Source organism: Micromonospora sp. C97 (genome assembly GCF_018070385.1).
Lineage (GTDB): Bacteria > Actinomycetota > Actinomycetes > Mycobacteriales > Micromonosporaceae > Micromonospora > Micromonospora parva.
The window spans coordinates 308,682-321,335 of sequence record NZ_JAGPXU010000005.1 but is presented as its reverse complement, the minus strand read 5'-3'; the positions used below and the strand labels follow the sequence as shown (position 1 = coordinate 321,335).

General features: G+C 71.9%; 9 protein-coding genes. 7 read left to right on the top strand and 2 right to left on the bottom strand.

Annotation, left to right across the window (positions count from 1 at the left end; translation table 11 throughout):
* Positions 1-48 precede the first annotated feature (48 nt).
* Positions 49-1,350 carry a serine hydrolase gene (locus tag KBX26_RS10970; protein WP_030337793.1) on the bottom strand — a complete coding sequence of 434 codons (1,302 nt, stop codon included), beginning with the start codon at positions 1,348-1,350 and terminating at the stop codon, positions 49-51.
* 108 nt (positions 1,351-1,458) lie between these two features.
* Between KBX26_RS10970 and KBX26_RS10965 the strand changes: the two genes are divergently transcribed.
* From KBX26_RS10965 to KBX26_RS10950, 4 genes are all read left to right on the top strand, one after another.
* Entirely contained in the window at positions 1,459-1,932 is a 474-nt protein-coding gene (locus tag KBX26_RS10965; protein WP_210865353.1) for an NfeD family protein, read from the top strand.
* 4 nt (positions 1,933-1,936) lie between these two features.
* Complete coding sequence (locus tag KBX26_RS10960) at positions 1,937-3,043, top strand: SPFH domain-containing protein (protein ID WP_030337791.1); 1,107 nt, start codon at positions 1,937-1,939, stop codon at positions 3,041-3,043.
* Between the two features lie 152 nt (positions 3,044-3,195).
* Positions 3,196-3,969: a hypothetical protein gene (locus KBX26_RS10955; protein ID WP_030337790.1), complete on the top strand. Its 774-nt coding sequence runs from the start codon at positions 3,196-3,198 to the stop codon at positions 3,967-3,969.
* A gap of 239 nt (positions 3,970-4,208) precedes the next feature.
* Positions 4,209-6,404 carry a transglycosylase domain-containing protein gene (locus tag KBX26_RS10950; protein WP_247680449.1) on the top strand — a complete coding sequence of 732 codons (2,196 nt, stop codon included), beginning with the start codon at positions 4,209-4,211 and terminating at the stop codon, positions 6,402-6,404.
* Between the two features lie 4 nt (positions 6,405-6,408).
* On the opposite strand, the gene KBX26_RS10945 is transcribed toward KBX26_RS10950, so the two are convergent.
* Positions 6,409-8,256, bottom strand: coding sequence for a thiamine pyrophosphate-requiring protein (locus KBX26_RS10945; RefSeq protein WP_210865352.1), 1,848 nt, complete (start codon positions 8,254-8,256; stop codon positions 6,409-6,411).
* A gap of 92 nt (positions 8,257-8,348) precedes the next feature.
* Here KBX26_RS10945 and KBX26_RS10940 point away from each other — a divergent pair, with 92 nt between their 5' ends.
* The 3 genes from KBX26_RS10940 to KBX26_RS10930 are packed head-to-tail and all read left to right on the top strand — an operon-like array spanning position 8,349 to position 12,479.
* Positions 8,349-9,197: an RNA methyltransferase gene (locus KBX26_RS10940; RefSeq protein ID WP_247680500.1), complete on the top strand. Its 849-nt coding sequence runs from the start codon at positions 8,349-8,351 to the stop codon at positions 9,195-9,197.
* Between the two features lie 46 nt (positions 9,198-9,243).
* The gene (argG, locus tag KBX26_RS10935) at positions 9,244-10,695 is read left to right on the top strand and encodes an argininosuccinate synthase (RefSeq protein ID WP_030337757.1); all 1,452 of its coding nucleotides are present in this window, start codon (positions 9,244-9,246) and stop codon (positions 10,693-10,695) included.
* The gene (locus KBX26_RS10930) at positions 10,692-12,479 is read left to right on the top strand and encodes a PucR family transcriptional regulator (RefSeq protein ID WP_374224267.1); all 1,788 of its coding nucleotides are present in this window, start codon (positions 10,692-10,694) and stop codon (positions 12,477-12,479) included. Before argG ends, KBX26_RS10930 begins: the two co-directional genes overlap by 4 nt.
* Positions 12,480-12,654: the final 175 nt, after the last annotated feature.

The window sequence follows — 12,654 nt, the reverse complement described above, 5'->3', positions numbered from 1 at the left end:
TCCGCCGCCGCCCGGCTCCGCCGCCGCCCGGCCCTGTCGGCGGCTGGCTCAGGGGGCTTCGTCCGGGCTGCGGGTGAAGACGAAGGTGGCGATGTCGACAGCCGTCGCCCGCCCGTTGTCGTCGCGCAGCACCGACAGGATCTCGCCGTTCTCCGGGCCGGAGCGTCCCCGCCAGCGGTCCGGCCCCTCGGCGGTGAACCGGCTCACCCGCTCACCACGGACATGGGCCACCAGGTCACCCGCGTCCCAGCGCAGATCCAGCGGAAGGCCCATCCACCACCAGCGGCCGCTCAGCTCGGCCAGGTCGGCACCGGGCGCGGCGGCGGCCGGCCGCCACGGCTGCGGGAGCGCCGGCTCGGCGTCCAGCACGCTGGTCAGCACCCGGCGACCGAGTTCGGTGATCGGGAAGCCGTACGAGTTGGCGAAGCCGACAACGGCGGTACGGGTGGGTCGGTGTACCACGAGGCTGGCCACGTACCCGGGCATCGAGCCGCCGTGCCCGACGTACACCCGCTCGCCGTCGCGGTAGAGCTCCAGCCCCAGCCCGTGCCCACCGGTCCAGGAGTCGAGATCGTTGATCACCACGGGCGCGCACATCTCGGTGAGCGTCCCGGCGGCCAGCACCGACGGGTCGGGGTCGGCCAGGAAGGCGGCCCAGCGGCCCAGGTCCTCGATCGTCGACCAGAGCTGCCCGGCGGGGGCCATCGCGCCGGTGTCGGTACGGGGTTCCTCGCGCAACGTGCCGTGCCAGGGGTGGACGACGTAGCCGCGGGCGTACGGCTCGGTGGCCGTGTAGGTGGTGCGGCGCATTCCCAGCGGGCCGAACACCCGTTCGTCGAGCAGGTCGGCCCACCGCGTTCCGGTGAGCCGTTCGAGCAGGCCGCCGAGGAGCCCGTACGCCAGGTTGGAGTAGTGGTAGGCGGTGTGCGGCGGATAGGCGATCTTGTCGGCGTTCAGCCCGTCGAGCAGCCCGGCCAGGTCGGTGCCCGCGCTCCGCTCCCACCAGTCGCCCTCGGGTTCGCGTTGCATGCCGCTGGCGTGCCCGAGCAGCTGACGCAGTGTGAGCGCGCCCACCGCGGTGCCCGGCAGGTGCCGTTCCAGCGGGTCGTCGAGGGACAGCTGGCCGGCATCACGCAACTGCATGATCAAGGTGGCGGTCATCGTCTTGCTGATCGAGCCCACCCGGTACTGCAGATCGGCGTCCGGGCGGGGGTGCTCGCCGGCGGTGGCCAGGTGGACCAGCGCGCCGTCGCGGACCACGCCCAGCACCAGTGACGGGGTACGACCGTCGATCTGCGCCTGGGCCACCTGGGTGTCGATCTGTCGGGCGGTCGCGGGCAGCAGAGTCACGGGGATCTCCTCGTTCGGCCGGTGGATTCGGTGGGCGGCGATCGTTTCGCCGAGCCTACTGATGATCACGGGTGGGCTGCTCGTGCATTAACGTGTCACCCTTGCGGTGTGGACGCCGTGGTGTGGATCGTTTTGGGTGTGGTGCTGGCGGTCGCCGAGATTTTCACGACGACGCTATTTCTGATCATGTTCGGAGCCGGTGCGTTCGCCGCTGCCGGTGCGTCCGCCCTGGGGGCGCCGGTCGCCGTGCAGGCACTGGTCTTCGCGGTGGTGTCGGCATTGAGCCTGCTGGTGGTTCGACCGGTCATCCGGCGGCACAGCCGCTCCGCGCTGGAGAGCGGCGAGCAGCCGTTCGGCGTGGAGGCGATCGAGGGCTCCACGGCGCTGGTGCTGGAACGGGTGGACGCCGAGCACGGCCTGGTCAAGATCGACGGGGAACTGTGGACGGCCCGACCGTATGACACGACGCAGACTTTCGAGCCCGGTCAACGGGTTCGGGTGATAAAGGTCCGGGGCGCGACAGCCCTGGTGTGGCAGGACGATGTTTCTTCCGCCGGCGAGCTGCCGGAAGCGAGAGGGTGAACGGATGACGGTCATCGGTGTGCTGATCATCGCGGTGGCGTTGATCGCCGTGATTACGCTGGCCAAGGCGGTGCGGATCGTGCCGCAGCAGCGCCAGGATGTGGTGGAACGGCTCGGCAAGTACAAGCGCACCCTCAGCCCCGGCCTCAATCTGCTGGTGCCGTTCATCGACGCGGTGCGTACCAAGGTCGACATGCGGGAGCAGGTGGTCAGCTTCCCGCCGCAACCGGTGATCACCTCGGACAACCTGGTGGTCTCGATCGACACTGTCCTCTACTTCAAGGTGGTCGACTCGGTCCGGGCGACCTACGAGATCTCCAGCTTCCTCCAGGCCATCGAGCAGTTGACGGTCACCACGTTGCGTAACGTGATCGGTTCGCTCGATCTGGAGCGGGCGCTGACCAGCCGGGACGAGATCAACCGGCACCTCTCGGGTGTGCTGGACGAGACCACCGGCCGCTGGGGCATCAAGGTGACCCGGGTCGAGATCAAGGCGATCGAGCCGCCGGCCAGCATCCGCGACTCGATGGAGAAGCAGATGCGCGCCGAGCGGGACCGCCGCGCGGCGATCCTGACCGCCGAGGGGCACAAGCAGTCGCAGATCCTCACCGCCGAGGGTGAGAAGCAGTCGGCGGTGCTGCGGGCCGACGGTGACCGGCAGGCCCGGATCCTGCAGGCCGAGGGCCAGGCGAAGGCGATCCGTACGGTCTTCGACGCGATCCACCAGGCGAACCCGAGCCAGAAGGTGCTCGCCTACCAGTACCTGCAGGCCCTGCCGCAGATCGCCCAGGGCAGCGCCAACAAGGTCTGGATCGTCCCGGCCGAACTGACCAAGGCCCTGGAGGGCATGGGTGGCGCGCTCGGTGGGCTGAGCCAGATGGTGGGGGACCTGCCCGCACCGGAGGCCGCGGACCACGCGAGCCAGGTGGAGCGCGAGGCTGCGGAGGCGGCGCAGGCCGCGGCGGCCGCCGCCCAGCAGATCCACGACGAGGTACGCGTCGCCGAGGCGCAGGCCACCGGCGGCAACAAGCCGCAGGGGCTGCCCGCCCCGGAGCCGGTGTCTCCGGCCAGCCTGACCGAGGACCCGGCCGACCAGCGCGAGCGCGGCTGACGCAGGACACCGGCCACCCGGCCGGCTAAATGCGAGAAAGACTCATGGGGCGCTCCGACGCCTGCCACCATCGGTCCTAGGACGGGTGGTGACCAGGCAATCGGGGCGCCCCGGCGCGTCGGTGCACCGCTCGACGACGAGCGAGGTGACGCATGAAGGATCCGGCGAATCGGATGTGGTCCTCGGCCCCGGTGCCCGGCGCGCACGACCCGGTCGCCCCGCTGGGCTCCCGGCGCAGCGGCGGCGGGTTCGGCGTACTGCCCTTCGTCGGCGAGCCGACCCCGGGCGCCCCCGCCACGAACGCCAGTTGGGCCTGGTCAGTGCGTCGGTTCGCCCGGGCGGCCGTCTGGCTGCTGCCCGCGTACGCCATCCTCTACGGCGCGGTGGCGATGGCCAGCGACGGAGGGGTGGGCAACGACCCCTATCCGGCCGACGGCCAGGCGGTGTACCTCATCGGTTGGGTCGCCGCGGTCTGGCTCGGCCTGCTCGCGCTGCTGGCGCTCACCGGGCTGCTGGCCGCGACCCGCAGCCGCCGGGTGGCCGCCGCCGGGCTGCTGGTCAGCATCGCCGGCACCGTGCTCATGCTGCCGTTCGCCGGGTTCGAAGAGCAGACACCGGTCTTCGGCACCACCGCGCGGTCGCTGGTCCTGCTCGGCGCGACGTTCTACAGCGCGGGCTGGTTCCTCACCGGGTGGGCGGTGGCCCGCTCGGGCACCTTCAGCCTCGGCGACGGCGTCATGCTGATCATCGCCGCGCCGCTGCTCGGCCTCGGCGGGGCACTGATCGGGTCGCTCCAGACCTTCGGCGCGATCTTCGTGCTGATCGCCGGCATCGGCATCGGCTACCGCTCCGGCCGCCTGATGCCCCGCGAAACCGCCAGAGACGCCGCCTCCGCCAGCCTCAGCACCCCCAACCCCAACCCCTAACCCCCGGCCAGCCCCACCCCGGACCTCGGCCAGCTCCGGTGATCATGAGGTTGACGGGCGATTCCGTGATCAAACCTCCCGCTAACCCCATGATCATCGGAGCGGGGAGCGGGGAGCGGGGAGCGGGGAGCGGGGAGGCAGCCGCTGGCTGGGGGTTGGCTGGTGGGGGGCCGTGAAGTTGGTGACAATCGGGCTCTGGGGGTGGTCGGTTGGCGGTTTTTGTGGCAATCCTGGGTTGCATGGCCGCCCCCCGCTCGCCGCTGTCGCGGCTGTTCACCGTGCTGCTCGCCGGCGTGTTGGCCGGGCTCGTCCTGGCCGTCGCCGCGCTGCCGGGCAACCTGCTGCTCGGGCTCACCGCCCGCTCCGCGCTCGGGTCGTACGCCGCGTTGCCGGCCTCGCTGAAGACCCCGGCCACGCCGCAGCGTTCGTACCTGTACGCCAACGACGGCAAGACGCTGATCACCACGTTCTACGACGTGAACCGCACCGACGTCCCGTTGTCCGAGATCGCCCCGGTGATGCGGCAGGCGATCGTGGCGGCCGAGGACCGGCGCTTCTACGACCACGGTGGCGCGGACCTGCGCGGCCTCGCCCGGGCACTGGTGGCCAACGTCAAGGGCGGCGGCACCGAACAGGGCGGCTCGACGCTGACCATGCAGTACGTCCGTAACGTGCTGAAGACCGACCCGACCCGCACCGCCGAGGAGCGCGCCGCCGCGACCGACCCGACCGTCGGTCGCAAGATCCAGGAGATCCGGTACGCGAGCGCGCTGGACAAGAGCCTCGGCAAGGACGAGATCCTCGACAGGTACCTGAACATCGCCTACTTCGGCTCCGGTGCGTACGGGATCGCGGCGGCCAGCCAGCGGTACTTCGGCAAATCTCCGGCGCAGCTGACCCTCAACGAGTCGGCACTGCTGGCCGGTCTGGTGCAGTCCCCGGACGCGTACAGCCCGATCGACGGGGACAAGGAGCAGGCGCTGGCCCGCCGGTCGTACGTGCTGGACTCGATGGTCGCCACCGGCGCGATCACCGCCGCGCAGGCCGCCCAGGCCAAGACCGAGCCGCTGGCCCTGCGCCCCACCGCACAGCCCAACGGCTGCACCGCCGTCTCCCAGGGCCACGACGACTGGGGCTACTTCTGCGACTACCTGCGCCGCTGGTGGCTGACCCAACCGGCCTTCGGGGCCACCGTCGCGGAGCGCGAGCAGGCGCTGCGCTCCGGCGGCTACACGGTGGTCACCTCGCTGGACCCGAAGATCCAGGCCACCGCGCAGCAGCAGGCCACCAAGGTCTACTCCTACGACAACAAGCGCGCCCTGCCGATCGCGGCGGTCCAGCCCGGCACCGGGCGGGTGCTGGCGATGGCGGTCAACCGGCACTACAGCCTCGCCGACAACCCGGCCGGGCAGGCGAACTACCCGCACACCGTCAACCCGTTGATCTCCGGCGGCGCCAGCGTCGACGGGTACCAGGCGGGTTCGACGTTCAAGCTGTTCACCATGCTCGCCGCGCTGGAGTCGGGCCGTACCCTCTCCACCGGTTTCGACGCTCCCGCCAAGCTGCCCACCCGGTACGCCGCCGAGGGGCCGGGCAGCTGTGACGGCCGCTGGTGCCCGGCGAACGCCAACCCGGACTGGATGGACGGGTACCGGATGATGTGGGACGGCTTCGGCCGCTCGGTGAACACCTACTTCGTCTGGCTGGCCGAACAGGTCGGCCAGGACAAGGTGGTCGAGATGGCGCAGCGGCTCGGCATCACCTTCCGTGCCGACTCGGACGCCGCCTTCGCCAAGGACAACGCCAAGAACTGGGGTTCGTTCACCCTCGGCGTGGCCGCCACCACCCCCCTCGACCTGGCCAACGCGTACGCCACGGTGGCCGCCGAGGGCACCTACTGCACGCCGCTGCCGGTGGTCTCGGTGACCGGCGCGGACGGTGCGAAGGTGCCGGTCGGGCAGCCCTCCTGCAAGCGCGTTCTCGACGCCGACGTCGCCCGCGCCGCGACCGACGCGGCGCGCTGCCCGGTGGGTCAGCAGTCCGCGTTCGGGCAGTGCAACGGCGGCACCGCCACCGGCGTCGACGACATCCTCGACGGCCGGCCGGTGGCCGGTAAGACGGGTAGCTCGGAGCAGAACTCCACCGAGACGTTCGTCGGCTTCACCCCGCAGGTCGCGGTGGCCGGTATCGCCGCCAACCCGGACGACCCGGCCGACTCGGTGGGGTCGGCGGTGCAGGCCAAGGTGATCGACGCGGTCGCCCGGGTCATCGCCACCGCCGTGAAGGGCCAGCCGGAGAAGGCGTTCGCCGCACCGAGCAAGGAGCTGGCCGGCGAACCACGCCGCCCGGTGGAGCGCCCAGCGGTCCCCGACCGCCAGGAGCCCACCCAGGACCCCCGCTCAGCCCTGCAACGCTGGCTGGACCGCCGAGGCTGACGCCTCAGCGTTCGCGGCGGCGGGGGCGGTAGCTGGCCAGGGTGGCGGGGAGGCCGCGGCGGATGATGCCGGCCCAGTCGGTGTCGCCGCGCAGCACCGCCGCAGCGGTGTTGCGGGCCTGCTCGGCGGTGAAGTGCGGGGGCAGCATCAGCTCGGCCGGGTCGACCAGGGCGTTGATCACCACTGGTCGGTCGGCGGTGAGCGCCCGGTCCCAGACGTCGCGCACCTGCTCCGGTGAGTCGATCAGTTCGCCGTGCAGCCCGAGCACCTCCGCCCACTGGTGGTAGGCGATGTCCGGCAACTGCTGACTGTCCGGGAACATCGGCGTCCCCTCGGTGGAGCGCTGTTCCCAGCTGACGAACGCCAGGTCCCGGTTGTTGAGCACGAGCACCACGAAGCGCGGGTCTGCCCAACTGCGCCAGTACTTCGCCACGGTGATCAGCTCGTTGACGCCGTTCATCTGCATGGCGCCGTCGCCGATCAACGCGACCAGCGGTCGGTCCGGGTGGGCGAACTTGGCGCTCAGCGCGTACGGCATGGCACCGCCCATGGACAGCAGCGTGCCGGACAGGCTGGCCAGCATCCCGGGGCGTACCTGGATGTGCCGGGCGTACCAGGCGGTGGTGGTGCCGCAGTCGACAGCGAGCAGCACGTCGTCGGGTAGCCGTTCGTTCAGGGTGTGGAAGAGCAACTGCGGGTTGACCGGTTCGGCGCTCTGCTCGGCCAGGTCGCGTTGCACCCGGCGCCACGCCGAGGTGGCCTCGGTGACCTCCGCCCGCCAGGCGGTCGGCCCGGGGCCGGGGCCCAGCTCGTTCAGCAACGCCCGCAGGGTGGGGCGGGCGTCGCCGGTCAGGTTCACCTCGGTCGGGTACCGCAGCCCGAGCTGGGTGCCGTCCAGGTCGATCTGCACCGCGCGGGCCTGTCCGGGCGGCGGGTAGAACTCCGAGTACGGCATGTTGCTGCCCACGATGAGCAGCCGGTCGCAGCCGTTCATCAGCTGCCAGCTGGGTCGGGTGCCGAGCAGCCCGATCGCGCCGGTCACCCACGGCTCGCGATGGTCGACGGCGGTGAAGCCGAGCAGCGCGGTGGCCACGCCGGCCCCGAGCCGGTCAGCGATCTCGCGGACCTCGTCGCGCGCGCCGAGGGCACCCTGGCCGACCAGCATGGCCACCCGCTGCCCGCCGCGCAGCACCTCGGCCGCCCGGCGTACGTCCGCCTCCGGTGGCACCGTCGGCGTGCTGCTCGGCGCGTTGCTGGTCTGGTAGTAGCCGTGCGCGTGCGGCGGGTTGGGCACGGCTGGCTCGTCCTGGATGTCCAGGGGCAGGACCAGGGCGGTGACGGTACGCCGGGCCAGCGCCGTCCGGCACGCCCGGTCGACCAGGTGGCGTACCTGCGCCGGGTTGTCGAGCTGGGCCAGGAACGCGGCGGCCACGTCCTTGTAGAGGGCGAGCAGGTCCACCTCCTGGTAGTAGCCGCCGCCCTCGGCGGTGGTCGCGGTGTGCCCGACCAGGGCGATCACCGGCTGGTGGTCGAGCTTCGCGTCGTACAGGCCGTTGAGCAGGTGGATCGCGCCCGGTCCGCTGGTCACCAGCGCGCAGCCGAGCGGGCCGCCGCCGTACTTGACGTGCGCGGAGGCGGCGAAGCCGGCGGTCTCCTCGTGGCGGACCTGGATGAACTGGGCCCGCCCGTTGGTGCGTTGCAGTGCGGAGGTCATGCCGTTGATGCCGTCTCCGGGATAGCCGAAGTAGCGGTGTACGCCCCAGCTGAACAGCCGCGACACGATGTGGTCCGCGACGGTCGGGCGCCGGGGCAGGGCACCCACTTCGCCGGGTGCCGTGTGGTCTGCGCTCACCTGGCTGGTCCTTCCCGTCGAGTCCGATACTCCGCCGGTCATTCCCCTTCTTCTTCGGACAAAACACCCCGCCGTGCGGGCGTCGGAGCGCGCTGCCCCGCATCCGGCAGAATCGTCCGGTGCCCGTACACCAGATCACCGACCCTGACGACGACCGGATCGCCGACTACCGGGCGCTCACCGACGTCGAGCTGCGCACCCGCTGGGAACCACCGCACGGCCTGTTCATCGCCGAGGGGGAGTTGGTGCTGCGCCGGGCGCTGCGCGCGGGCTACCCGGCCCGGTCGTACCTGGTCGACGCCAAGCGGATCGACCAGCTCGCCGACCTGGACACCGGCGACGCACCGGTCTACGCCGCCACCCAGGACGTGCTGCAACGGGCCACCGGCTTCCACGTACACCGGGGGGTGCTGGCGTCGTTCCACCGCCGGCCGCTGCCGACGGCGGCCGAGGTGCTCGCCACCGCGCGCCGGGTCGTCGTCCTGGAGGACGTGAACAACCACACCAACCTGGGCGCGATCTTCCGGGGGGCTGCCGCGCTCGGTGTCGACGCGGTGCTGCTCTCGCCGACCTGCGCCGACCCGCTGTACCGGCGCAGCGTCCGGGTCAGCATGGGTGAGGTCTTCGCGATGCCGTACGCGAAGCTCGACAGCTGGCCCGGGGGCCTGGACCAGGTGCGGGAGGCCGGCTTCACGGTGCTCGCCATGACGCCCGCGCCGGACGCCGTACCGATCCAGCTGTTGACCCCGGCGCAGCGGGAGCGGGCGGCGTTGCTGCTCGGCGCGGAGGGGCCCGGCCTCACCGCGGCGGCCCAGGCCGCCAGCGACGTGCGGGTGGTCGTTCCGATGCGCCGTGGCGTCGACTCGTTGAACGTCGCCGCCGCGGCGGCGGTGGCGTTCTGGGAGCTGGGCCGCGACGACCCGCCCTTCGGCGGCGAGTAGACCCTTCGGCTTGCATGGCCATGCGTTCTATTGCATAATTTTCCCCGTGTCCAAGGTTCTCACCTCCCTGCCCACGGGCGAACGTGTCGGCATCGCCTTCTCCGGCGGCCTCGACACCTCCGTCGCGGTCGCGTGGATGCGCGACAAGGGCGCGATTCCCTGCGCCTACACCGCCGACATCGGCCAGTACGACGAGCCCGACATCGCGTCGGTGCCCGGTCGCGCGCTCAGCTACGGCGCCGAACTCGGCCGCCTGGTCGACTGCCGCGCCGCCCTGGTCGAGGAGGGCCTGGCCGCGCTGACCTGCGGCGCCTTCCACATCCGCACCGGCGGGCGGGCGTACTTCAACACCACCCCGCTGGGCCGGGCCGTGACCGGCACCCTGCTGGTGCGCGCGATGGTCGCCGACGACGTCCAGATCTGGGGCGACGGCTCGACCTTCAAGGGCAACGACATCGAGCGGTTCTACCGCTACGGCCTGCTGGCCAACCCGATGCTGCGCATCTACAAGCCGTGGCTCGACACCGCCTTCGTCACCGAGTTGGGTGGGCGTAAGGAGATGTCGGAGTGGCTGCTGGAGCGCGGCCTGCCCTACCGGGACAGCACCGAGAAGGCGTACTCGACCGACGCCAACATCTGGGGCGCCACGCACGAGGCCAAGACCCTGGAGCACCTCGACACCGGCATCGAGACCGTCAACCCGATCATGGGTGTCCGGTTCTGGGACCCGTCGGTGGAGATCCCGACCGAGGACGTCACCGTCGGCTTCGACCAGGGCCGCCCGGTCACCATCAACGGCAAGGAGTTCGGCAGCGCCGTCGACCTGGTGCTGGAGGCCAACGCCATCGGCGGCCGGCACGGTCTGGGCATGTCGGACCAGATCGAGAACCGGATCATCGAGGCCAAGAGCCGGGGCATCTACGAGGCGCCCGGCATGGCGCTGCTGCACTACGCGTACGAGCGGCTGGTCAACGCCATCCACAACGAGGACACCCTGGCGAACTACCACAACGAGGGCCGCCGCCTCGGTCGGCTGATGTACGAGGGCCGCTGGCTGGACCCGCAGGCCCTGATGCTGCGCGAGTCGCTGCAACGGTGGGTCGGCACGGCGGTCACCGGCGAGGTGACGCTGCGGCTGCGCCGGGGCGAGGACTACTCGATCCTGGACACCACCGGCCCGTCGTTCAGCTACCACCCGGACAAGCTGTCGATGGAGCGTACCGAGGACTCGGCGTTCGGCCCGTCGGACCGGATCGGCCAGCTCACCATGCGCAACCTGGACATCGCCGACTCGCGGTCGAAGCTGGAGCAGTACGCCTCCCTCGGCCTGGTCGGCGGCGGCAACCCGCAGCGCATGATCGGGGCCGCGCAGGCCGCCTCGACCGGCCTGATCGGTGCCATGCCCCAGGGCGGCGCGGAAGCCATCGCCTCCCGGGGCGTCGCCTCGCCGGAGGACGAGGCGCTCGACCGCGCCGCTATGGAGTTCGGCGTCGACTGAGCCCGGCGGTCCCGGCCCGCGGCGGCAAGTCGAGTTCCGGCGTCACGGACGGTAGCGTGTCGGCCGTGTTCCCTACCGTCCGTGAGATCCTCGCCCTGGACCCGGTCCGCCACGGCGCGCCGCGCGTGGTCGCCGGGGACGACGGGCTGGACCGACCCGTCCGCTGGGTGCACGTGGCCGAGGTGCCGGACATCGCCACCCTGCTCGGCGGCGGTGAACTGGTGCTCACCACCGGCATCGGCCTGCCCGCGGACGACGCCGGGTTGCGCGCCTTCATCGGCGACCTCGCCGACGTCGGCGTGTCCGGGCTCGTCGTCGAGCTGGGCCGCCGCTACCTCAGCGGGGTGCCCCGGGTGATGGCCGCCGCCGCCGACCGGCGCGGGCTGCCGCTGGTGGAGCTGCGCCGGGCCACCCCGTTCGTCCGGATCACCGAGGCGGTGCACGCGCTGATCGTCGACGCGCAGCTCACCGAGCTGCGCGCCACCGAGGAGATCCACCAACGGTTCAACGACCTCTCCGTCGAAGGCGCCGACACCGCCGAGGTGATCAGGCAGGCCGCCGAGCTGTCGGGTTGCCCGGTCGTGCTGGAGAACCTGTCCCGGCAGGTGCTCGGGTACGACCCGGCGGGCGAGAGCGCCGAACTGCTGCTCGACGGCTGGGAGCAGCACTCTCGCCGGATCCGCCCGGCCGGGCGGACCGCGTACGACCTGGACAGCGGCTGGCTGGTGACCACCGTCGGCGCCCGGGGGCAGGACTGGGGTCGGCTGCTGCTGCGCTGGCCGGCCAGCGGGGACGTGCCCAGCGCCCAGGCCGGCGAACCGACCGTCGGCCCACCCACCCGGCTCACCATCCTGATCGAGCGGGCCGCGTCCACCCTCGCGTTGGGCCGGCTGATCCGCCGCGACGCCGAGGGCCTGGAACGGCAGATCCACCGCACCCTGCTCACCGCGCTGCTCGACCACTCCCGCCCGGTGGACGAGGTGGGGCTGCGCGCCAAGGCGCTCGGCGTGGTGCTCGACCGGCGTCACCTGGTCGGCGTGATGGTCCGGCACCGCGCCGACGACGCCGCCGGGGAGGTCGGCCCCGAGGCCGCCCAGGCCCGGCTGCGGGATCTCGCCGAGGCAGTCGGGCAGGCGGTGCGGGAGGCGAAGCTGACCGCACTGACCAGCGCCGTCGACGACCACTCGGTGGGCGCGCTGCTGGCCCTACCGGACCCGGCCGCCGAGGACCGCGCGCTGTCCGCGTTCGCCAGCGCCCTTCATCGGGTACGCCTCGACGCCGGCACCGGCCGCGCGTCCACCGCCGGTGTCGACCCGGCCCGGGGTGCCGGCCCGGCTGCCGTGATCGTCGCCGCCGGATCGGGTGTGGGGAGCCTGCGGGAGGCCCGAAGGTCGCTCGTCGAGGCGCGGCAGATCGCCGAGGCAGCCCGCCGGGACCGGCGCGACCTGCCGATCTTCCGGCTACCCCACGTCGGTCTGGCGGGGTTGTTGCACCTGCTGCGCGACGAGCCCCGGTTGCAGACCTTCGTCGAACGCGAACTCGGGACGCTGCTGGAGTACGACGCCCGGCACCCCCGGGAGCAGCTGCTCGACACCCTGCGCGCCTACCTGGAGCAGGGTCGTAACAAGTCCGCCGCGGCCGCCGTCGCCCACCTGTCCCGACCGGCCTTCTACGAACGCCTGGCCCGCATCGCCCGGATCCTCGACGTGGACCTCGACTCGGTAGAGGCCGCCCTGTCGCTCCACGTAGCTCTCCTGGCCCTGGAAGCGGTCCGAGCGCCCTGACGTGGCTCCTTGTGTTGCCGATTCGGCGGCGGCGGACGGCTCGGCGTCGGGGTGAACGTCTGGGTCGGGCACGCTTTGGAGCTGATGTCGTAAACGAATCATCCCCTGGCCTTACTCGGCCGGGCGCTGACTTCGGTGCGGCCCTGGGTCCGGCCCGGTCCTGGTTCGGCCTTGG